The organism is Paraburkholderia fungorum, assembly GCF_046026025.1.
Classification (GTDB): domain Bacteria; phylum Pseudomonadota; class Gammaproteobacteria; order Burkholderiales; family Burkholderiaceae; genus Paraburkholderia; species Paraburkholderia fungorum_E.
Genome location: NZ_JAQQFL010000003.1, coordinates 349,004 through 370,743, shown reverse-complemented (window position 1 = coordinate 370,743; position 21,740 = coordinate 349,004). Strand labels below are relative to the sequence as shown.

The following is a 21,740-nucleotide window of genomic DNA, read 5'->3' as shown; positions in this document are numbered from 1 at the left end:
CCGTGCGGCTTTTATGCCACGTCGAAGCGACCACTCGCTGTGATTGCGGGCCCTTGCCGTTCGGTGTTCGCGGCGACAATCCCATCGACACGCGCCAGATGATGGCGATTATCGTGATCCCATGGATGGAAACCCGGTCGGAAGAAACTCAGCCATTCACCCGCCATGCGCGGAAACACGCCATGGCGCGGACCGTAAAGAAACCGGATTACCCGCCCCATGCCACGCACGCGCTGGCCTGCATACCGGTCGGAACGTATCAGGCGGATATGCAACAGGAACACGACCGGCCAGAACGTCAGCGTCGTCAGCAGAAACACGCCAACGCGCAACAGATAGCGCGCCAGGCCCGGCTTGATTACTGCATCCCAGACGTCGAAAGACACGGCCTTGTGTTCGGTTTCCTCAAGCGCATGCCAGAGCCACATCTGCCTGTAGCCCTCCTCCGATCCTTCCAGGCGGGAAGAGTCGTCGAGCAGCAGGCCCGCGATCATCGCCGTGTAGTGCTCGACAGCGACGGTAAGGGCGAGTTGCATCGAATGCGGCAGCACCCGTTTCATCCAGTCCAACACTTTCCACACGCGTTTGTCGAGCTTCCGGGCGGGCAGGCGGTTGGCCTGCAACAGTTCGTTGTACTCCACATGTTCCCGGCTATGCATCGCTTCCTGGCCAATGAAACCGAGCACCTGCTTCTTGAGCACCGGGTCGTCGATCTGATCGCGGTAGTGGCGCACGGAATCCATGAAGAAACGTTCACCCGCCGGAAACAACAGCGATAGCGCGTTGAAGAAGTGTGAGACCTGCGTGCCTTGTCCGTGCCAGTCTTTCGCGCGCTCGACCGGAAGATTGAAACGCACATCGCGACGCACGGGCATCACGAACACCGGGGCCGACGGGGGGCTTGCATCATTCATCCATGTCTCCTGTTGAACGCCGCCCATGGCGCGAGGCCCGGGATTCGGCGGGACGGCTCACCGGACATAACGGCGACGGGTTTTCGGTAGGTCGGGTGGCCGGCGCGCATGCCTCACATCGGCGGACACTCATTCAGCCAACCCCGGCACGAACCGGAACACCTCGTGAAAATACCGACTAAGCCGGCAATCGTTACATTTATCAATGTAACGATACGATGATGTGGTCGTGGGATGCAAGGCGCGGGTTAGGGGCGAACTTCCAAACGCGGCGCCGGACCCGCCGGATCGGTGGGCAACCGCGTGCCCGATGAGCACAGGAGCCATTCGACACGTTTTCTGTCGAGGCTGTTTGCGTTGACGAGCCCTGGTCGCCAGGCCGTAGCACTAGCCGTGCATTACGTCGGGCGCTGGATTAAACAGGTCGCCGACGCGTGCGCCACGATCTTGCCATCCGGCGTTTTCAACGTCCCTTCGGCGACGCCGAGGCTCTTTGAAAGATGGATCACACGACCTTCCCCCACCAGATCTACGTCGCGCGGTACCGGGCGCAACATCTTTACGTGCAAATCGATGGTGCCATAGCCCACTCCCGCTTCAAGCATGGTGTGCACGGCGCACCCCGTCACTGAATCGAGCACCGTCGCGGCGAATCCTCCATGCACACCGCCCAGCGGGTTGAGGTGACGGTTGTCGGCCCGAGCGGTGATCTTTACGTAGCCGCTCTCGACCTCGTCGAGATCCATGGGGATGGTTTCCGAAATAGACGCGCGAGGTAGATCGCCGGCGGCCCCGGCGCGCAACAATTCAAGGCCTGACATGGAAAGGAAATTCATCGGAAAGCTCCTGACGTTGAGTTGGGCGTGATACGAACTTACTAAGTTCCAATTTAGAACTGATTGTCGGCACCGGCCTATTCGATGTCAATGCCGAAGCACCCGGTAGAACCGAGAGACAGTTCTATAATGGAACCCACCGCCCTGTATCCGTGGCTGAGGAAACTGCTGATGAAATGGAATGATGTTGGGACGATGCAGTGTTCGGTGGCACGCACACTTGCCGTGATCGGGGATCGCTGGACCATGCTGATTCTGCGCAATGCATTCCTCGGCATGCGCCGCTTCGAAGCATTTCAGTCACAACTCGGTCTCACGCGCCATGTGCTTGCCGAACGGCTTGCGCGTCTGGTTGATGAAGGCGTCATCGTCAAGAAGCCGTATCAGGATCGGCCGGTGCGCTTTGAATACCGCCTGACGGAGAAAGGCCTCGACCTGTATCCCGTGCTCCTTGCGCTGACTGCCTGGGGCGATCGCTGGAAGGACGACGGCAACGGACCGCCCATGGTGCTAAGGCACCGCACGTGTGGCCACGTGATTCGTCCGTTGACAGTCTGTTCCGAGTGCGGCGAGCCTCTCGATCCGCGCGAAATCGAGCCGCAGCGTGGGCCAGGATGGGGAATCGAGGAAAGCGAACCCACAGAGTGACGGGGACCTTCACCGCTCCCCGAAGCGGACACTCCAAACAGGAAGGCGCTGGATGTTTCTAAGCGAACTTCGTCGTTGCGAACAACACGTGTCCACCGCCGGAGGGTGGTTTTCCACTTTCCTCGGTCGGTCTGGCAGCCATTGTTGCCTGCTCAAGATAACGGGAAATCAAGCGGCGGCCCATAACATCGTCGATCTCCGAGAAGCCCAGCCTGCGCAGCTTTTCGTGTAACGCGGGTGGATCGAAATAGCTTAAAAATGGCTCGCCGGCGGCAGCCACACGCGCCGCTCTTACTTCGTGCAACGCCAGCAGCTCCGCGGAAAACGAAATCGGAGGATCGCTGTAGTCGAACACCACCTCCGCGCCGCCAGCGAGACTGGCAATTGCGCCCAGCGTCAGGTCAATCGCCTGTTCCGTCAAATAAGGAACGACACCGAGCCAAATGAAAAAGGTTCGCTGCGTTGAGTCAAAGCCGACGGCATGGAGCCCATCCAGCAGCGTATCGCTTTCGAAATCGACCGGCGCATAGATCAGCGAATCCGGCCTCTCTATGCCGGCTTGCTCAAGCCGCCTTCGTTTCCATGCTTGTGTGGCCGGATGATCGACTTCGAAAATGCGAGTATTGCCGGGGAGTCGACTACGGTACGCAAACGTATCCAGGCCAGCACCGAGTATCACGATCTGCCGCACGCCGCGCTGTTCGACGGCGTGCTCGAGGGCCGCTTCGGCGTAGCTTGATCGAGCGGCGATGAACAATCGGATTCCGCGTCTCGACATCTGCAATTCGTCGTCATGCCGCACGTCCTCGGCTTTCATTCCTACTATCGCGAGGGCGAGCGGATCACTGAAAATTTTCCCCTCTTCCACCACCTGATGAACGGCGCGATGAGTGGCTGCAGAAAATGCTGTACGGCTCGGTTCCTGTTCTCTCATTTCACTCCCGATGGCTATCACGCATCACAAGTTCGTAAGGCGAAGGCGCTGGCCCGCTACCCGGTACTTTCCCGTTCGATTTGCTCGACTGGCGTTTGCGACAGCTTTGACTCCATCATCGACCGACCGTTCCTCGCCGCTCGCGGCCCCTGGAACTGCCTGGGTCAGCGCGGCCACCGTCGGCGGGAGACGACCGCGAAGCTCACCGCGATCGCACCCGTCTGAACGTGGGTATCGTCTGCCGAGGGTACGTCGGAGAAACGAGGGCGGCGCTCCCGACCCGCTAAAAGTGCCGGCGCGGGTTCAGGATCGCCTGCGCGGCCGTCAACCGGGAGATCTGCGCAGCCTGTGCGCTGTGCTCGACGCTTGGGGTCCGATGAGTCCATGAGTAATCGCGTGTTGAAAGACATATCCGTATTGAACAATTCAATCGTCGATTAGTAAAATGAATGATTCGATCAAAATGATAACCACACGGAATGGAACTGAAACTGCTGAGATCATTCTTGTCGGTCGTCGAATTGCGTCATTTCGGGCGCGCGGCGGACGCTTTGCATTTGAGCCAGCCGGCATTGAGCAAACAGATCGGCGCGCTGGAGGCGAGCCTGGGCGCAAAGCTGTTCGAGCGGGGGCGGCATGGCGCGGAACTGACGCGGTTCGGGGAAACTTTCCTGCCCGATTCGCAAGCGCTCGTCTACGACGCGGACGAGATTCTCGCGCGTGCGCGAGAGGCAAGCGGTGGCAGGCGTGGGCATTTGCGGATCGGCATTTGTCTGTCCGTGCTGACGATTGCGCCACGGATCATTGCTGACTTCCGTCAGCAGTATCCGGACATTGCCATCGCGCTGAGCGACCTGCCCTCAGCCGAGCAAACGCGCCGCGTTCTGGCGGGGAAGCTGGATGTGGGCTTTATGCGGGCACCTTCGATCGACGGCCTTTCGTCTCTCCGCGTAATGGACGAAACACTGGCGCTGGCGTTACCTCCAAGCCTGGAGCGCGTGCGTCTTCCCGCCGATTTTGACAAGCTGAACGAAATGGGTTTCCTGGCGTTACGGCGTGCGCGTGGGGCCGGACTCGCGGCTCAAGTCGAAGGCTGGTGTCGCGAACAGGGCTTTGTCCCGAACGTGACTCAACAGGCTGACGATATGCAGTCTGTCCTGGCATCGGTTGCTGCCGGAGTCGGCGTCGCGTTCGTTCCCTCGCGTGCGCAGCATCTGCTTCGGGACGCTACCGTCCTGCCACTTCGCGGAAGGTGCGCGAAATGGCGCATAGGACTGGTGTGGGAGGATGCACGGAAGAATCCCGTTACGTCACGATTCGTCTCGTTTGTGCGCGCCGCGCTGAAAGGCGTCTGATTCGTCTCTCAAGAATCGACCACACCGAGTGCAAAAATTCGCACAAGAATCGTCATTTCAATAATCCTTGAAATATAGAAATGAATGATTTATTGTTTCGGGCATGGACTCAAACCTCGTTGTACGCGCACTGAGCGCGCTCGCCCATGAATCGCGTCTTGCGATCTTCCGCTTGCTGGTCGTCGCCGGGACGGACGGCATGGCGGCGGGTGAAATCGCACAGCAGCTCGGGCTTTCCCCTTCCAGCTTGTCGTTCCATCTGAAGGATCTGTCACATGCAGATCTGGTGAAGCCACGGCAGGAGGGACGATTCATTATCTACACGGCGAACTTCGACGCCATGACGGGACTGATCGGTTTCCTGACAGAGAACTGTTGCGCAGGCGCGACCTGCGCCGCGAGTGATCTCACGAACTGCTGCGCGGACAAACCATGAACCGCACGCCAATCGGATTTTTCGAGCGTTACCTGACGGTCTGGGTTGCGCTCTGCATCCTGAGCGGGATCCTGGTCGGACGCGCGTTTCCCCAACTGTTCCAGGCAATCGGCCGCATGGAAGTGGCTCAGGTGAATCTTCCGGTCGGCGTGCTGATCTGGGTGATGATCATTCCGATGCTGGTCAAGATCGACTTTGCCGCGATGACCCAGGTTAAGAGCCAATGGCGCGGCATCGGCGTCACGCTATTCGTGAACTGGTTCGTCAAACCCTTTTCGATGGCATTGCTCGGCTGGATTTTCATCCGCCACGTATTCGCGCCGTGGCTTCCCGCCGACCAGCTCGACAGCTATATCGCCGGCCTGATCCTGCTGGCCGCGGCCCCCTGCACGGCGATGGTGTTCGTGTGGTCGCAACTCTGCAAAGGCGATCCGTACTTCACGTTATCGCAAGTGGCGCTCAACGACTCCATCATGATCGTTGCCTTCGCGCCACTCGTCGCGCTGCTGCTCGGCTTGTCGGCAATCACGGTGCCGTGGGATACGCTGATTATTTCGGTTGTGCTGTACATCGTCATCCCCGTCATCCTCGCCCAGTTGTTGCGTCGGCATCTGTTGACCAGAGGCGAAACGCATTTCCGGCAAGCAATCGCACACCTTGGTCCGTATTCCATCAGCGCATTGCTCGCGACACTGGTGCTGCTATTTGCGTTTCAAGGGCAAGCGATCGTCAAGGAACCGCTGGTTATCGCCATGCTTGCGGTGCCGATCCTGATACAGGTGTTTTTCAATTCGGGCCTCGCGTACCTCCTGAATCGGCGGCTCGGCGTTGCGCATTGTGTTGCCGGCCCTTCCAGTCTGATTGGCGCCAGCAATTTCTTTGAACTGGCGGTCGCCACGGCAATCAGTCTGTTCGGCTTCCATTCCGGCGCAGCCTTGGCAACGGTTGTCGGCGTGCTGATCGAAGTACCGGTCATGCTGTTCGTCGTTGGCATTGTCAACCGCTCGCAGCACTGGTACGAAACGAATCACAGCATCAAGGAACAACCGCTATGAACGTCACGATCTATCACAACCCCGATTGCGGCACGTCGCGCAACACGCTGGCCATGATCCGTAATGCGGGGATCGAGCCGGAAGTCATCGAGTATCTGAAGACCCCGCCTGATCGAGCTACGTTGAAGCGTCTGATCGAACGCGCGGGCCTCACCGTGCGCGCCACGCTGCGCGAGAAGGGCACGCCGTATGCCGGACTCGGCCTCGCCGAGACCTCATTGAGCGATGACCAGTTGCTCGACGCAATGATGGAACATCCGATTCTGATCAATCGCCCATTTGTCGCCACACCGCTTGGCGTTCGCCTGTGCCGGCCTTCCGAGCTGGTGCTCGACATCCTGCCTGTTGGGCAGAAAGGCTCATTCACGAAAGAAGATGGCGAGCAGGTGGTCGATAGCGAAGGAAAGAGGCTTCTCTAATGGCGCAAGACATTCCGAACGTCAGTGCCCCGCACCTCGACACACCTGATCTGCGGAAACTGGACTCACGCACGGTTTCGCAACACGCTCCAAGAATCCTTTTACTGTTCGGCTCGTTGCGCTCGACCTCATACAGCCGCCTTCTTACGCTCGAAGCCGAACGCATCCTGCGTCACTTCGGTGCGGAAACACGGGTCTTCGATCCACACGGCCTGCCGCTTGTGGACAGCGTGCCGGCCGATCATCCGAAGGTGGTCGAACTGCGCAAACTCTCGGAGTGGTCGGAAGGGCAGGTGTGGTGCAGCCCGGAACGTCACGGAACCCTGACAGCAGTCTTCAAGAACCAGATCGACTGGTTACCGCTTGAGAGCGGTGGGGTTCGTCCAACGCAAGGCCGCACGCTTGCGGTGATGCAGGTGTGCGGCGGTTCGCAATCATTCAACGCCGTGAACGCACTGCGCATTCTCGGCCGATGGATGCGTATGGTGACCATCCCGAATCAATCGTCAGTGGCAAAAGCCTGGCAGGAGTTCGACGCCAATGGCCGGATGAAATCATCCGCATATTACGATCGCGTCGTCGACGTGATGGAGGAGCTGTACAAGTTCACGCTGCTGGTGCGCGACCGCTCGGACTACCTGACCGATCGCTACAGTGAACGGAAAGAAGCGCACCCGGGGCTTGCAACGACACTGGCAGCCGCCGCCATGAACCATGAAGCGGTAACCGCCAATGCAGACACTGACGACAGCGAAACGGAATGACGGCGCGACGCAGTCATACGAATGAGATAGATCGACAGGACATCTCACGGAAGTGGGTAAGCGCGCGGATCATGCGGCCGTGCTGATATTTTCAATCTGGAAACCTGGCAGTCCATGGAAAACGGCATCAGCTCACCGCATCCGACTCGGGCGAACACCGCGCTGGAGGTTCTCGCCGTGTTTCTCAAGTTGGGGTTGACGTGCTTTGGCGGTCCAATCGCCCACTTGGGATACTTCCGCCGCGAATTCGTCGAGCGCCGCCGCTGGCTCGACGACGAAACCTTCACCGATCTCGTCGGACTCTGCCAGCTCCTGCCAGGACCGGCGAGCAGCCAGATGGGATTCTCGATTGGTCTCCTGCGAGCCGGGTGGCTCGGAGGACTCGCGGCCTGGTTCGGATTTACGCTGCCTTCCATGCTGCTTTTGCTCAGCTTCGCGGTCATCGCTCCTGGCCTTGGCGGCCCAGGCGGTGGCGGCTTGATCCACGGCCTGAAACTTGTTGCGGTCGCGGTCGTCGCCCAGGCCGTTTGGGACATGGCACGGCGCTTGTGCCCGGATCGCCGCCGTGCCGCGATTGCACTCATCGCAATCGCGGGACTTAGCCTTCTGAGTACCGCTTATGCGCAGCTCATCATAGTCGTTCTCGGCGCTGTGCTCGGACTCGTGTTGTGCCGAACAACGGCATCGTCAGACACCAGTCGTGCACGACAGCACCATCACGAATTTCACGTTTCCCGAAAGATGGGGGCCATCGCGTTGATCCTCTTCTGTGTCCTGCTGATCGGACTTCCTGCGCTGGCCAGACTCAACACGGATCAAGCGGTCAAGGTGTTCGAGGCCTTCTACCGCTCGGGTGCTCTCGTATTTGGCGGCGGTCACGTTGTGCTCCCGCTTTTGCAACAGGAAACCGTCGCGACCGGCTGGGTCTCTTCGAGCGATTTTCTTGCCGGCTACGGTGCGGCGCAGGCGGTCCCGGGCCCCCTGTTCACGTTCGCCGCATTTCTTGGCTGGAGCATGGCGGAAGCACCGAACCACTGGACCGGCGCATTGATCGCCACGGTGAGCATTTTCCTGCCGGGCCTGCTGCTCGTGCTGGCGGCGCTGCCCTACTGGCAAGCACTGCGTTCCAGCCCGTCAATGACTGCGTTGCTTGCGGGGGTGAATGCCGCAGTCGTTGGACTTCTGGCAACTGCACTGTACTCACCGGTCTGGATAAGTGCCGTTCTCTCGGAACTCGACTTCGCCATCGCAGTGATCGGTTTCTTTCTGCTGACGCGCTGGAAAACCCCGCCGCTTGCTGTCGTTGTGCTTTGTGTGCTGGCCGGTATTGCCGAAGCGACCTGGCGCTGAGACGGACGAACACGGCCTTCAATGCACACGTCTCCAAAGGATGCGGCCGCGCCGCTCACGCGAACTGAGGGCCGAAACGCGTCGCAATGTGTTCGCTCGAATCGAATAGTTCGCGCAGAGTCGGGCTCCTACAACCGGGTTGCACGTAAAGATAAAACGCGACTTCCGGCAGGCGCGGCAACCCATCCGCTTCGGTCAGCACGCGCATGTTCGCGTCGAGCAATTCGGTCGTCCGGGCAGTCACGCCCAAGCCGGCGCTAATGGCCGCCTTGATCCCCACGAGCGTCGGCGAAATATAGCTGGTTCGCCACAGGATCTGGCGCGCGTCGAGACACGAGGTCGACACCTGGCGAAACAGGCTCAGTTCGTCGGCCATCACCAACGGCACGGGCGCGGTTGCGTCAAAGATGAAGTCCTCCGCGCAGATCCATACCATCGGCGAGGTGCGCAGCTTGATCCCCGGGAACGCATCGTCATAGCGCGTGGAAATCGCCAGATCCAGTTCCTTGTCGCGCAACGCATCCATCAGGAACGGGCTGCGGCCGACGTTGATCTCCATCTGCAACTCGGGCGAGAGCTTCGACAGACGCCGCAGAAGGTTCGGCAAGATCGAGTCCGCCACGTCGTGCGGCGAGCCGATGCGAATTTTCTCGATTGGCCCACGGGTCTGTATCACCTGCACCGCCTGGTCGTTCAACGCCAGGATCTTGTGCGCATAGGCCATAAGCCGGGTGCCGTCGGGTGTCATGGACTTGTGCCGGCCACGCTTTTCGAATAGCGCACAGCCCATTTCCTGCTCGAGCCGCTGCATCTGTTGCGTCACGGCGGACTGCGTGCGGCCCACGCGCTCGGCCGCCGCCGCGAAGGTTTCATGCTGTGCGATCGCCATGAACGTGCGCAACAAATCGATATCGAGGTTTCGCATCACCTGCTTGGCTCTCTTCGCTCACTTCAGAATTCTTAATGCTTTCGCGTTAAGAATTAAATTGTTGCCCGTCATTCTCGCGATAACCTGCTCGACACTCAAGCAATATTTAAGGGATTGGCAATCACGTCGGCGCGCCGCGGTCACCCAGCGTGACGCGGAAGCGGGGAATCAGCGTCATTCAATCGGAGACGAAAGACCATGTGGCAACAAAAACTGGCTGTCCTTATCTTCACAACGACTGCCATCGCCGGCGTCGCGCGGGCCGACGCGCTGGCCGACATCAAGGCGCGCGGCACGCTCGTGTGCGGCACGCAGAATGCCAGCGAACCTTATGCCTTTCCCGATACCGCCACGCGACAGACCGTCGGCTTCGATGTCGATGTTTGCCGCGCGCTCGCGCAGGGCCTCGGGGTAAAACTCGACCAGCGCGCGCTGTCGACCGACGCGCGAATCGCCGAACTCAAGACACATCGGGTGGACCTGCTGGCCGCCGCTATGGCGTGGATGCCGGCGCGTGCGACCCAGGTCGACTTCAGCGACCAGTACTTCGTTGCGCCGATTCGTGTGCTGGTGCGCGCCGATTCGCCGATCCAGACGCTCACGCAGCTCGCGGGCAAGAAGATCGCCGCGTCCGAAGGCTCAAGTTCGGCGGCGGTCGCGGTGACTCGCCTGCCCGACTCGAACCTGCTGACCTTTCACGACATTTCGTCCGCCTACCTCGCGCTGCAACAACACAAGGTCGACGGCCTGGTCGCAGGTCAACTGATCCTCGCGCGCTTTGCCAACGAGGCGGCACAGAACCACGGCCAGCAGTATCGGCTGCTCGCGAGCCCGGTGTTCGAGGAGCGCTGGGGCGTGGTGATGAACAAGAACGAACCTGCGTTGATGGCGGCCGTCAACAAGATCCTCCTCGACTACGACAAGACCAACGGCCTGCAAACGAGCTTCGACAAGTGGCTGGGCACGAACTCCGTCTACAAGTTCACGCGCGACTACAAGGTCGAGCCCATCAAGGCACAGTGATTCCACGACAATGTTCGATCTCTCGTTCCTTCTCGACGACGGTTACCTGACGCTGTTACGAAACGGCGTGCTGACCACGTTGCGGCTGTTCGTCGTTTCGGGTCTGATGGCAAGCGGCATCGGCATCGCTCTCGCCACGCTGCGCGCACTGCCTATCCGCATCTGCAAGGCGCTTGTCGTTGTGATCGTCGAATACCACCGCAATGTGCCGGTGCTGGTGCAGATTCTCGTCTGGTATTTCGGCGTGCCGCAGATCCTGCCCGAATCGCTCAAGCTATGGATCAACGCGGGCAATACCGAGTTCTTTCTCGCCGCCGTCGCGCTCTCGCTGAACTCGGGCGCGTTCGTCTCCGAGGACATCCGCTCCGGGCTCCGCGCCATACCCTATACCCAGCAGGAGGCAGCGTGGTCAGTCGGCCTCACGTATCTGCAGTCGTTGCGCTACGTGATCTTGCCGCAAGGCATCCGGGCCGCGCTGCCGGCGCTGCTCAACCAGGCGCTGCTGTTGTTCAAGAACAGTTCGCTCGCTATGGCCATCGGCGTGCACGAACTGCTCTATCGCACGAAGCAGATCGACAACCTTACGTTCCGCACCTTTGACATCTTCCTTGTCGCCACCGTTCTGTACCTGATCGGCACGCTGGCACTGATGGCGCTGTCGGAACACTTTGTCAACCGCCGCACGGCGCCTACAGGAGTGTGACGTCATGTTCGACATCCTGCATGACCACCTGGCGCTCTTCCTTGTCGGCGCATGGCCAAACGGCCCTCTCGGCGGTGTGGCAAGCACGCTGGTCCTGGCGGCGCTCGGGCTCGCCGCATCGTTTCCGCTCGCGATCGCTATCGGCATGGCGCACGTCTCGCCGTGGCGCTGGCTGCGCGCCGGGGCCGGCGTATGGACGCGCCTCGTGCGCGGCATCCCGCTGCTGCTGATTATCTTCTGGGCGTATTTTGCCGTACCGCTGCTGGTGGGCGCCGAAGTCTCGGCCTTCACCACCGCGGTGTGCGCGATCATCGTCTACGAGAGCGCGTTTCTCGCGCAGATCGTGCGTGCCGGCCTCGAGAGCCTGCCACGCGGCCAGATGGAGTCGGCACGCTCGAACGGTTTGTCATGGCTGCAAAGCATGCGCTATGTGCAGTTGCCGCAGGCGCTCACCAACATGCTTCCGTCGATCGTGAATCAGTCCGTCTCGATCATCAAGGCGACCTCGCTCGCCTACGTGATCGGCGTGCCTGAACTCACCTATTCGGCAGCCCAGGTGAATACGATCACGCTGACCAAGCCGTTGCAAACCTTCATGGTGCTCGCCGCTTTCTATTTCGTGCTGTGCTTCGCAATCTCCCGTTTCGCCGGGTGGCTGGAGCGCCGCGTCGCCCGTCATCGCATCGGGCTCGCGTAATCAGGAGACCACTACACCATGCTCGCATTCGAGAACGTAAACAAGTACTACGGCACCTACCACGTGCTCAAGGGAATTGACGCGAAGATCAGCCGGGGGGAAGTTGTCGTCGTGTGCGGTCCGTCAGGGTCCGGAAAATCGACGCTGATCCGCACCGTGACGCGCCTCGAAGCAATCCGGAGCGGACGCATCCTGTTCGAGGGGCGCGATGTCACCGCGCGTGAGAGCAACCTCAACCGGCTGCGAGCACGAATTGGTTTTGTGTTCCAGAGCTTCAACCTGTTCCAGAACCTCTCCGTGCGGCAAAACCTCATTCTTGGGCCGACCAAGGTACTCGGGATGTCGCGCGACGCGGCCGTCGCTCAGGCTGAAACGCTGCTCGCCAAGGTCGGGCTTGCAACGAAGATCGACGCCATGCCGGCCAATCTCTCCGGCGGCCAGCAGCAGCGCGTGGCGATTGCCAGGGCACTGGCGATGAAACCGCCGCTCATGCTGTTCGACGAACCGACCAGCGCGCTCGATCCCGAGATGGTGCAGGAAGTGCTGCAGGTGATGCGTTCGCTTGCCGACGAAGGCATGACGATGATGATCGTCACCCACGAGATGGGCTTCGCACGGGAAGTCGCGAGCCGCGTCTGGTTCATGGACCAGGGCGAGCTGCTCGAAGACGCGCCTCCCGCGCAGTTCTTCGATCGTCCCACCCATGCGCGCGCACAGCGTTTTCTGCAGGACGTGCTGCGCCCCGCGCCTCACACCGCTAGCCTGGTCGATTGATTCCTGATCGCCTCAACAACTTCACGACTCATTTTTTCTCAATACCGTTCGGAGAATCCCGTTATGTCCACGCTGCCCGTTCCTCAACAACGTCAGGCCGCCGTCGCCGCGTCCATTGCCGCCATGAAGGCCACACTGGCACGCGAGGGCGAGACTCGCACCGCGCTGGCGGCGGTACTCGAAGAGGTCAAGGCCCTCGCCGCATACAGTGGGTTCTGGCAAGACGCTGAGTTCCCGGCGCCGGCCGAAGGCGAGTTGCAGGCGCGTTACCTGATTTCGGAAGACCCGAACCAGACCTACGCGCTGTACCTGAATGTCATGCGTCCCGGCAAGAAGATCACCCCGCACAACCATACGACGTGGGCCTGCATCGCCGCGGTCCAGGGGACGGAATACAACTACGTCTATCGCCGTACTAACGACAACACCACCCCCGGCGTCGGCACACTGGAAGTAACCGACACCGTCGTCGTCGATCCGGGTCACGGCATCGCGCTCGCGGCCGACGACATCCACGCGGTCGAGATCAAGGGCGACACGCCGATACGCCATCTCCACATGTACGGTCGCGCGCTCGAAACGCTGACCGAGCGCATCACATTCGATCTGGCCACCGGCCGGTATCAGATCATGGACATCGGCGTCAAAACGCGCCGCTGATTCGCGCGCGTTCCGGGACGGCGCTGTTGCCGCTCCGGGACCCGCCTTACCTGACACACCCTGTTGCCGTCCACCGCAGCGTTGCTCGCGGTGCGGCCCCGTTCATCCTTTCGATTCGATCTCCTACGTTCATGACATCGCTGGTTACCGCAAAAGACCTGAAAGCCTGGCTGCACGACGGCGCCGAAATCGCGCTGTTCGACGTGCGCGAGCACGGCCAGTACGGCGAGGCCCACCTGTTCTACGCCGTGCCCTTACCGTTCAGCCGGCTCGAGATCGACGCCCCGCGTCTCGCGCCGCGCCGCACGGCACGCGTAGTCGTGTACGACGGCGACGGCACCGTGGCGTTCGAAGCCGCCGAGCGCCTCGAAGCCCTCGGCTATACCAACGTGTTCGTGCTGCAGGACGGCGCACCAAGCTGGACCCGTGCGGGCTATACGCTGTTTGCCGGCGTGAATGTGCGGTCCAAGGCTTTTGGCGAGCTTGTCGAAGCGGCCTTCCATACGCCCCGCGTGACCGCGCGCGAACTCGCGGCGATGCGCGATTCAGGCGCCGACGTCGTCATTGTCGACGGCCGTCCGCTCAACGAATACCTGAAGATGACGATTCCGTCGTCAATCTGCTGCCCCAACGGTGAGCTGGGCTACCGTATCCGCGAACTGGTGCCGAATCCGGACACGCCGATCGTCGTCAATTGCGCGGGGCGCACGCGCAGCATCATCGGCGCGCAGACGCTGATCAATCTGGGCATTCCGAATCCTGTCATGGCGCTCGAGAACGGCACGCAAGGCTGGTTCCTCGAGGATTTCCCGCTCGAGCATGGCAGTACGCGCCGCTATCCCGATGCGCTCACACCCTCGGCAGTCGAAGACATGCGACGCGCGAGTCAGCAACTCGCCGGGCGCTTTGACGTTCCTGAAATCGACCGTGCCACCCTCGCGCGCTGGGCCGACGAACGCACGCACAGCCTGTTCCTATGCGACATCCGCACGCCGGAGGAATTCGCCGAGGGCAGCTTACCCGGGGCGCAGCATACGCCGGGCGGCCAGTTGATCCAGGCTACCGACCAGTACATCGGCGTACGTCACGCGCGTCTCGTCCTGTTCGATGCGGACGGCGTGCGCGCCGCCATTGTCGCCAGCTGGTTGCGCCTGATGGGGCACGACGCTTATGTCCTGCGTGACGGCTTCGCCAGCGGGGCATCGTTGCCGGTCGCCGCCCTGGCCGTGTCGCCGGCATTGCCCTCTATCAGCGTCAAGACCCTTGCCGACGCGCTGGCGGCCGGAACGGCGCAGGTCGTCGATCTGCGGCCGAGCATGGCCTATCGGAGTGGGCACGTGCCAGGCTCGACGTGGGCCATTCGCGCACGACCACCTGCATTCGCAGCCGGCCTTGATATCGTGCTGGTGGCCGACGACGAGCGTATCGCGGCGCTCGCGGCCGCCGACTGGCGTCGGCAAGCGCCGCACGACAACGCACGCATCATGCTGCTGGCCGGCGGTTTTGCCGCGTGGGCAGCAGCGGGGCGCCCCGTCGAGGCCACACCCGATTTGCCTCCTGACAGCGAATGCATCGATTACCTGTTCTTCGTGCACGACCGGCACGATGGAAACAAGGCGGCCGCGCGACAATACCTGGCCTGGGAAACCGGGCTGCTCGCGCAACTCGACGCCGAGGAGCTGCGTGACTTCAAGGTCGGTTCGCATACCGCAAGGCCGTAGCCGTCGATTGCCACTGCGAATCCATGAGATCGAATTTACCGGACGCTTGACGTCCGGTCATCACAAGCGGAACCGACATGTCATCGAAATCCTCATCGCAAGGTTTGGCCACTCGCCTCGTCAAGGGCGGCATGTCGCCGGCTTTCGAAGGCGGACGCGCCGTCAATCCGTCTGTCGTGCGGGCGTCCACCGTTCTGTTCGAGTCGATGGATGCACTCGAAGACGCCCGCCGCAGACGTGACAACGAACGGATGTTCACTTACGGAGCGCGCGGCAATCCCACCGGCTTCGCGCTGGAAGACGTCGTCGCGCAGCTCGAAGGCGGCTACCGCACGCGGCTTTTCCCGACCGGACTGGCGGCGATTTCAATGGTATTCATGGCGTTCGTGCGCCCCGGCGATCACGTGCTGATCGCCGACTGCGTCTACCAGCCACTGCGGCACTTCGTCGATACGTTCCTGCGGCCATGGGGTGTCGAGGCGACCTACTTTCGCGCTGACGGCAGCGACCTCGTGCAGCAGATGAGACCCGCCACGAAGCTGGTCTATGTCGAATGCCCGGGCTCGCTCGTCTACGAGATGTGCGACCTGCCGGCTCTCGCCGATATCGCGCATCGCCACGGCGCGTTGCTGGTCGCCGACAACACCTGGGGTTCGGGCATGCAATACCGGCCGCTCGCGCTGGGCGCCGATGTCTCCGTGATGGCCGCGACCAAATACCTCGGCGGGCACTCGGACGTCATGATGGGAACGTTGACGACCACGCGGGAGAGCTGGCAACCAGTCGCCACGATGTGCGACGCGCAAGGCGTTGCGGTCAGTCCCGACGACGCCTACCTTGTGCTGCGCGGCACGCGCACGCTGGCCGCCCGTCTGACGATGCATGAACGCCATGCACTCGACGTTGCGCATTGGCTAGTGGCCCACCCCGCTGTGGCGCGGGTGTACTGTCCCGCACTTCCCGATCACCCCGGCCACGCGCTGTGGCAACGCGACTGCACCGGCACGAACGGTCTGATCTCCTTCGAGTTCGCCAAGGCGGGTCCGGCCGCGGCCGCACGCTTCGTCGATTCGCTCGAGCTTTTCGGCATCGGTGCATCCTGGGGCGGTTTCGAAAGCCTGGCGACGGTCGCCAAAGTCGCGAGCACCCGCACGTGCGCCGACTGGTCAAATGCCGGTCCCATCGTACGTCTGCACATCGGCCTGGAGGACCCGCAGGATCTCATCGGCGATCTCACGCGAGCGTTTGCGCAGATTGGCGAAGAGCTCTGAATCTTTCCCGCTCCGCGTGCCGCCGGATTTGCGCCCGGCGGCGGCCCTGTCAATTGTCGCGTCCCTCACCTACGCATCAAGATCACGCAAGATCCCCGGCATCCGCGCCACGGCACGTTCGTGCAATTGCGTATAAAGGCTATTGCCATGCGCGTCGATCGCCACGGTCGCGGGTCCGAGTTGCTCGACTTCGAGCGTGAGCAAGCGGAACTGCGAGATGTACTCGGTCCAGTTCATCGCCACGACGCGGCGCAGCGAGGCCGACAGCAGATGCGCGCCGCCGCCCAGAAACGACAGATACACGCAACCGCATTCGCGCAACGCCGCTGCGCTTGCTTCGTCGAGCCCACCTTTGCCGCCTACGAGCCGCACGCCAAGCCCCCGGATCAAGGCGGGCATCCACGGGTTGTAGCGGGTGCTGGTGCTCGGGTTCAGATAGAGCGGCACGGGGCCATCCGCCGTTTCGTCGACGTAGGTGCTCAAATGGAAGAACGCCCCATCGCGCAAATCGACCGGCAGCGGTGCGCCCTGCTCCACCGCCTCCGCAAGCCGACGGTGCGTCGGCAAACCGATGCTCACGGTGATCTCACCCGATAGCCGCACCATGTCGCCGAGTTTCAGATCGAGCACGCTCTCGCGCGTGAGCGGCAAACGCAAATCGTGAATCTGGCTCATCGTTAGCACTCCATGAATTCGACGCGGCCATCGCCGTGAATGCGTGCCGCCGTACGCCGATTGATCCAGCAATTGAAGCACACGGCAACCGGCACGAAGCCGTGACTCGCGGCATAGTCGATATGCACGGCCATCGCCGTGGTGTCGCCGCCCGTTCCCATCGGCCCGAAGCCCATCGCGTTGACGGCGCCGAGCAGGCGCTGTTCCATGCGCGCAAGGATGGGCTCCGGGTTAGTCTGGCCAAACGGACGCAACATCTGCTCTTTCGCGAGACGGGCCGCATAGTCGAACGTGCCGCCGATACCCACGCCGATCACGAGCGGCAGGCAGGGCTGCGATCCGGCGCGCAGCATCGTGTCGAGCACAAAGCGTTCGATCTGCTCCAGAGTCGGATACACGAACGCATCGATGGCTTCCCAGCGGCCCGTGCCCATCGCTTTCGGCGCGCAGACAATGTCCACGTAGTCGGCGTCGTCGATCACGTCGAAGCTCACGATCGGCATGTCCTTGCCCGCGTAGCTGCGCTCGTGTGTCAGCGGATTCGTGACCATCTTGAGGATCGGCGGCGAGATGTTCGCCGCCAGTTCCGCAAAACCCTCGCGGATGGCGGCGCGCACGGGTCCGTCAAACTGAACGCGTGTGCCGATCTTGATGCTGTAGGTCGGAATGCCGACGTCGCTACAGACCAGCGTGCCATTACGCCGTGCGCCATCGGCACTTTCGAGCATGATGGTAAGCGTTGCCTTGCCGGTTGGACTCGACTCGACGCCAGACGCTTGCTGCAAAAACGCGCGCGTGTCATCCGGAATCGTTTTTAGCGAGCGTTCGTAAAGTTGCGCGGTGACTCGCTTAAGAATCGTGCTGTTAATCGGCATCGTTGAAATTCCTGAAGATGGAACGGATCCTGCCTACCCGTCGGCCAGTCGCCGTGAACCGAGGGTTCACGTGCTCGCACAAGATTCCGGCAGGAGAAAAGCAGGCAGAAAGTACTGGATGGACAACGCGCACCGGCGAAAATAAGTGGATCCCTTCGATAACATTAAATCCACCATGAACGATTTCCACACGCAAGCGCGACGCATCGGCATCATCGGCGCGGGGGCGATCGGCGGCCACTTCGCCGCCCGCCTCGCGCTCGCCGGGCACCGCGTATCGATACTCGCACGCGGCGCCACGCTGGACGCGCTTGCCACACCCGGACTGCGCTATACGTGTCCCGGCGAAGCCGAGCGGATCATCGCGGTAGAGGCTCACGCGAATTGCGCGGACATGGGGCCGCAGGATCTGGTGATCATCGCGCTGAAATCGCACGCGTTGCCCGCCATCGCCGCGTCGCTCACGCCGCTCGTCGGCCGTGAAACCGTCGTGCTGCCGGTGGGAAACGGTCTGCCGTGGTGGTACTTTCTCGCACCCGGCAATCCGCTCGAAGGATTGCGCCTCGCGAGCGTCGATCCGCGGGGTGACATCGAACGCGCGCTGCCGTTCGGCCAAGTGCTCGGCGGCAGCGTGATGGCGTCGTGCAGCTCGCCCGCGCCCGGCGTGGTGCATCATCACAGCGGCGGCAAGATCGTGATCGGCGAACCGTGCGGCGGCATCAGCGCGCGGGCACGCGACTGGGCCCAACTGTTGACGGCCGCCGGTCTGCCGACCACCGCGAGCGACGACGTGCGCCGCGACCTGTGGCTCAAGCTCCTCGGCAACGTGTGCGCCAATCCGTTGAGTCTCATCACGCAGGCAAGTACCGACCGTCTTGTCGACGATCCGGGCACGCGCGCCATTTTCGAAAACCTGATGGCCGAATGCCTCGCGCTCGGCCGGCACGCCGGTCTCACGCTCGATATCGACGTAGCGCAACGCATTGCCCAGACGCGCCAGCTCGGCGCGATCAAGACTTCGATGTTGCAGGATCTCGAAGCGGGGCGCCGCGTCGAACTCGACGCGATTCTCGGCGCTCCGCTGGAGTGCGCGGCACAGCTCGACGTTGCTGTGCCCCTCATGCGGACGGTGTTTGCGCTCGCCCGTTTGCGTGCGGCGCAGGCGGGCCTCGATGGCGGACATACCGGTTCTCGCTAACGATCAGACTCAGGTCAAACTCGAGTCAGCCACGGGTCAGCCGCGCGTGTAATCAGCCGAGTTGGCGACCCATCCCTTGTCGATGAAGTCCGTGCGCGGCGGCGAGAACACGTCGATCAAAAGATGGCGCCCCGTGCCGACGCCTTCGGTGGTGTGGATCAGATGAACCGGAATCGAGATCATCGAAGCCGGACCGGCCTCGAGATGCTGATCGTCGCGCCACTGGTTCGCATCGGCGCCCCATTGCACGCGTAGGTGATGAATGAAATGTCCGTCGATCGCGAGCGACCCCTGCTCGAAATTTGTGTGGCTGTGCGGGCTGAGCTGCGAGCGGTCGCGCGCGTCCTGATACTCGACCCAGTTGATGCTGAGCGTGTCGGATTGCAGCATCTTCAGGCGCGGCTTGTCGGCTGGCGGCTTGATGCCGTCGATGCTGATCACCTGCAGTTCGCCGTTCGCGCGCGTGCGTCGATAACCGGCATCGCTGGCGACAATGCGCGGATCACCCGGCGCATAGTCCTGTTCGTTGAGTGCGGCGCCTGGCGCGAGATCATCGCGTGACGACGCGATCAGCACGGCGCGGCCACCGCCGTTCGGCTTCACCGAGACCTCGCCCGCGGGCAGCACGCAGACACTGCGACCCGGCACGGACTGCACCGCACCTTGTCCGGTGCGCACTTCAGCGCCGGTTTCGTCGGGTAGGAGCAGCAGCAGCTCGTGCGCGCTGCGCGCTTCGAAGCTCTTGCCATCGCCTTGCAGCCATTGCACGAAGAAGTTCTGGCCGCGCGTCACGGTGCCTGGCGCAAGATCGTAGACAGCGGTTTTCCGCACGCTGGTGTCGGTTGTAGTCGTCATGTTCGGTTCCTTCTTTATGGGGGGTCAGTCGCGCCGCGGGCTTGGGCGGCCCAGTACGTCCATGCGGCCGACGGTGGCATAGCGGTTGCCGTCGAGGCGGGTCAGCGGTTCGGTGCGGGCCGTATCGAAACGCCCGTCCGCGTCGATGAAACGATTGTCCAGATGCACGCCGACAACACGCCCGAACACCACATTGCTGGCCGTCTCGCCGGGCCCCGTCGGCTCGATGTCGACGATGCGCAGCAAGCGGCACTCCATGCTGGCGGGCGAGGCGGCCACGCGAGGCGGCTTCACCATCACGCTCGGTGCCTTGTCGAGCCCGGCGAGTTCGAACTCGTCGGTGCCGTAGGGCGCGTCGATCGAACTGAGATTCATCTGGTTGCGCAAATCCCAGGTCACGAGATTCGTCACGAACTCGCCGGTCTCGCGCACATTCTTAATGGTGTCCTTCTCGTGCCGGTCGGCCGGCGCGTTGCACGAAAAGATCACCACGGGCGGCGCAGTCGAGACGAGATTGAAATGCGAGAACGGCGCGAGATTCACCTGCCCTTTGCTGTTCATCGTGCTGATCCAGCCAATCGGGCGGGGCGCGACGATCGCATTGAACAGCGTGCGCTTGAAGTCCGGTGTGGTCGCGGGGTCTAGAAACATTGTTATCTCCTTGTACGACTCGGATTGCTCAGCGGCGCGCGCCGCCTTTCACGAACACCTTCTTGCCCGTCTCGTAGAGCACGGCGTGGCGCTCCGCGTCGGTGAGCAACGTCGTGGCGTCGAGCATGCGCTGCACCATATCCTTGTACGTGCCCGACGAGGTGCCGATATCGGAGCCCCACATGATGCGATCGGCGCCGAACATATCGACGGCCTGACGCAGCACGTCACGCGCCGGGGTATCCGTCTCACGGTAGATGTCGAGGTTGATCGAGGTGAACTTGAAGAAGATATTGGGCTCGGCGGCGAGCGGCACGAAGCGCGCGTCGAAACCGTAGTTGTCGTCCTCGACTTCAGGTTCGAGCATGTGGTCGAGCACGACGCGCAAGTTCGGGAAGCGCCGCGCCAATTCGATGATCGCCGGCACCGACGGGCCACCGCCGCCGATCGCCAGCACTTCCAGATCCATCACGATGCCGTATTCGTTCGCAACGGCCCACGTCTCCAGCGCACGCGGCGAATTCAGCCACGGCATGGTGCCGTCGGCTTCGCGTCCGCCGAACAGGCGCACACCTGCGAGGCCGTGTTTCTCGATGTAGGAGCGCACTAGCGCCGGCGTACCTTCGTCTTCCGCATCGAGAATGACGACGGCGGAAAACGTGTCGGGGTGCGCGTCCGACGAGTCGAGAATGTAGCTATTGTCGAAGCGGTAGGTCATGCGTTTTTGCACCGCGACCGCGCCTTCGACGTGTTCTTCCTGCATCCACCGCAACATGCGCGCGACGTCCGGCACTTCATTGACCGGATTGGCGCCATGCTTGCCGCCCGGCAGGCCGATCACGCCGGGCAGGCGTGGCGGCGCATTGGGCGAGCGCTTCATCGGGTTGCGCGGGTAGCGCGTCAGGTCGTCCGCCACGAGATGCGCGTGCGAGTCGAACAGTTTGACGGCTTGACCGGCAGGAGAATTCGTGGGGTCTTGCTGGGAAGGCATGTCTTCT

Annotated in this window: 25 protein-coding genes; 16 read left to right on the top strand and 9 right to left on the bottom strand. The window is 62.0% G+C overall.

Annotation, left to right across the window (positions count from 1 at the left end):
• Positions 1-11: 11 nt before the first annotated feature.
• Both PQR67_RS05970 and PQR67_RS05965 read right to left on the bottom strand, forming a co-directional pair.
• Positions 12-914 (bottom strand): metal-dependent hydrolase, encoded by a 903-nt coding sequence (locus PQR67_RS05970; RefSeq protein WP_408455784.1) that lies wholly within the window; start codon positions 912-914, stop codon positions 12-14.
• A 398-nt stretch (positions 915-1,312) separates the two neighbouring features.
• Entirely contained in the window at positions 1,313-1,750 is a 438-nt protein-coding gene (locus tag PQR67_RS05965; protein ID WP_408455781.1) for a PaaI family thioesterase, read from the bottom strand.
• A 171-nt stretch (positions 1,751-1,921) separates the two neighbouring features.
• Between PQR67_RS05965 and PQR67_RS05960 the strand changes: the two genes are divergently transcribed.
• A complete protein-coding gene (locus tag PQR67_RS05960; RefSeq protein WP_408455778.1) occupies positions 1,922-2,398 on the top strand; it encodes a winged helix-turn-helix transcriptional regulator in 477 nt (158 codons plus the stop codon).
• 58 nt (positions 2,399-2,456) lie between these two features.
• Here PQR67_RS05960 and PQR67_RS05955 read toward each other — a convergent pair whose 3' ends face one another.
• Positions 2,457-3,266 carry a class I SAM-dependent methyltransferase gene (locus tag PQR67_RS05955; RefSeq protein WP_408455893.1) on the bottom strand — a complete coding sequence of 270 codons (810 nt, stop codon included), beginning with the start codon at positions 3,264-3,266 and terminating at the stop codon, positions 2,457-2,459.
• On the opposite strand from PQR67_RS05955, the gene PQR67_RS05950 reads away from it, so the two are divergent.
• The 7 genes from PQR67_RS05950 (at position 3,192) to chrA (ending at position 8,711) form a co-directional block, all read left to right on the top strand.
• Positions 3,192-3,557, top strand: coding sequence for a hypothetical protein (locus PQR67_RS05950; protein WP_408455907.1), 366 nt, complete (start codon positions 3,192-3,194; stop codon positions 3,555-3,557). The two genes, PQR67_RS05955 and PQR67_RS05950, sit on opposite strands and share 75 nt — an antisense overlap.
• 254 nt (positions 3,558-3,811) lie before the next feature.
• Positions 3,812-4,687 carry a LysR family transcriptional regulator gene (locus PQR67_RS05945; RefSeq protein WP_408455775.1) on the top strand — a complete coding sequence of 292 codons (876 nt, stop codon included), beginning with the start codon at positions 3,812-3,814 and terminating at the stop codon, positions 4,685-4,687.
• Between the two features lie 103 nt (positions 4,688-4,790).
• On the top strand, positions 4,791-5,123 hold the full coding sequence (locus tag PQR67_RS05940; protein ID WP_408455772.1) for an ArsR/SmtB family transcription factor: 333 nt from the start codon (positions 4,791-4,793) through the stop codon (positions 5,121-5,123).
• A complete protein-coding gene (gene arsB / locus PQR67_RS05935; protein WP_408455769.1) occupies positions 5,120-6,178 on the top strand; it encodes an ACR3 family arsenite efflux transporter in 1,059 nt (352 codons plus the stop codon). Before PQR67_RS05940 ends, arsB begins: the two co-directional genes overlap by 4 nt.
• Entirely contained in the window at positions 6,175-6,597 is a 423-nt protein-coding gene (gene arsC / locus PQR67_RS05930; protein ID WP_408455766.1) for an arsenate reductase (glutaredoxin), read from the top strand. Before arsB ends, arsC begins: the two co-directional genes overlap by 4 nt.
• The gene (gene arsH / locus PQR67_RS05925) at positions 6,597-7,361 is read left to right on the top strand and encodes an arsenical resistance protein ArsH (RefSeq protein ID WP_408455763.1); all 765 of its coding nucleotides are present in this window, start codon (positions 6,597-6,599) and stop codon (positions 7,359-7,361) included. Before arsC ends, arsH begins: the two co-directional genes overlap by 1 nt.
• A gap of 114 nt (positions 7,362-7,475) precedes the next feature.
• Entirely contained in the window at positions 7,476-8,711 is a 1,236-nt protein-coding gene (chrA, locus tag PQR67_RS05920; RefSeq protein ID WP_408455760.1) for a chromate efflux transporter, read from the top strand.
• Between the two features lie 55 nt (positions 8,712-8,766).
• Here the strand turns inward: chrA and PQR67_RS05915 are convergent, their stop codons facing one another.
• Positions 8,767-9,636: a LysR substrate-binding domain-containing protein gene (locus PQR67_RS05915; RefSeq protein ID WP_408455757.1), complete on the bottom strand. Its 870-nt coding sequence runs from the start codon at positions 9,634-9,636 to the stop codon at positions 8,767-8,769.
• 201 nt (positions 9,637-9,837) lie between these two features.
• Between PQR67_RS05915 and PQR67_RS05910 the strand changes: the two genes are divergently transcribed.
• The 7 genes from PQR67_RS05910 to metC all read left to right on the top strand — a co-directional run bounded on the left by PQR67_RS05910 (position 9,838) and on the right by metC (position 16,488).
• Positions 9,838-10,662, top strand: coding sequence for a transporter substrate-binding domain-containing protein (locus tag PQR67_RS05910; protein ID WP_408455754.1), 825 nt, complete (start codon positions 9,838-9,840; stop codon positions 10,660-10,662).
• Positions 10,663-10,672: 10 nt separating this feature from the next.
• The gene (locus PQR67_RS05905; RefSeq protein WP_408455751.1) at positions 10,673-11,365 is read left to right on the top strand and encodes an amino acid ABC transporter permease; all 693 of its coding nucleotides are present in this window, start codon (positions 10,673-10,675) and stop codon (positions 11,363-11,365) included.
• A 4-nt stretch (positions 11,366-11,369) separates the two neighbouring features.
• A complete protein-coding gene (locus PQR67_RS05900; RefSeq protein WP_408455748.1) occupies positions 11,370-12,062 on the top strand; it encodes an amino acid ABC transporter permease in 693 nt (230 codons plus the stop codon).
• 18 nt (positions 12,063-12,080) lie between these two features.
• Positions 12,081-12,836 (top strand): amino acid ABC transporter ATP-binding protein, encoded by a 756-nt coding sequence (locus PQR67_RS05895; protein ID WP_408455746.1) that lies wholly within the window; start codon positions 12,081-12,083, stop codon positions 12,834-12,836.
• Positions 12,837-12,899: 63 nt separating this feature from the next.
• Positions 12,900-13,496: a cysteine dioxygenase family protein gene (locus tag PQR67_RS05890; RefSeq protein WP_408455743.1), complete on the top strand. Its 597-nt coding sequence runs from the start codon at positions 12,900-12,902 to the stop codon at positions 13,494-13,496.
• Positions 13,497-13,627: 131 nt separating this feature from the next.
• A complete protein-coding gene (locus tag PQR67_RS05885) occupies positions 13,628-15,217 on the top strand; it encodes a rhodanese-like domain-containing protein (RefSeq protein WP_408455740.1) in 1,590 nt (529 codons plus the stop codon).
• A 77-nt stretch (positions 15,218-15,294) separates the two neighbouring features.
• Entirely contained in the window at positions 15,295-16,488 is a 1,194-nt protein-coding gene (metC, locus tag PQR67_RS05880; RefSeq protein WP_408455737.1) for a cystathionine beta-lyase, read from the top strand.
• A gap of 69 nt (positions 16,489-16,557) precedes the next feature.
• Here the strand turns inward: metC and PQR67_RS05875 are convergent, their stop codons facing one another.
• Both PQR67_RS05875 and PQR67_RS05870 read right to left on the bottom strand, forming a co-directional pair.
• Positions 16,558-17,163, bottom strand: a complete 606-nt coding sequence (locus tag PQR67_RS05875; RefSeq protein ID WP_408455734.1) for a fumarate hydratase C-terminal domain-containing protein — start codon at positions 17,161-17,163, stop codon at positions 16,558-16,560.
• Positions 17,164-17,165: 2 nt separating this feature from the next.
• On the bottom strand, positions 17,166-18,038 hold the full coding sequence (locus tag PQR67_RS05870; protein ID WP_408455731.1) for a fumarate hydratase: 873 nt from the start codon (positions 18,036-18,038) through the stop codon (positions 17,166-17,168).
• Between the two features lie 175 nt (positions 18,039-18,213).
• On the opposite strand from PQR67_RS05870, the gene PQR67_RS05865 reads away from it, so the two are divergent.
• Positions 18,214-19,236: a ketopantoate reductase family protein gene (locus PQR67_RS05865; protein ID WP_408455728.1), complete on the top strand. Its 1,023-nt coding sequence runs from the start codon at positions 18,214-18,216 to the stop codon at positions 19,234-19,236.
• A gap of 36 nt (positions 19,237-19,272) precedes the next feature.
• Here PQR67_RS05865 and PQR67_RS05860 read toward each other — a convergent pair whose 3' ends face one another.
• Genes PQR67_RS05860 through PQR67_RS05850 form a run of 3 tightly spaced genes read right to left on the bottom strand, consistent with a single transcriptional unit; the run spans position 19,273 to position 21,733 of the window.
• A complete protein-coding gene (locus PQR67_RS05860) occupies positions 19,273-20,091 on the bottom strand; it encodes a cupin domain-containing protein (protein WP_408455726.1) in 819 nt (272 codons plus the stop codon).
• A 24-nt stretch (positions 20,092-20,115) separates the two neighbouring features.
• A complete protein-coding gene (locus PQR67_RS05855) occupies positions 20,116-20,742 on the bottom strand; it encodes a flavin reductase family protein (RefSeq protein ID WP_408455723.1) in 627 nt (208 codons plus the stop codon).
• A 28-nt stretch (positions 20,743-20,770) separates the two neighbouring features.
• Complete coding sequence (locus PQR67_RS05850) at positions 20,771-21,733, bottom strand: amidohydrolase family protein (RefSeq protein WP_408455721.1); 963 nt, start codon at positions 21,731-21,733, stop codon at positions 20,771-20,773.
• Positions 21,734-21,740: the final 7 nt, after the last annotated feature.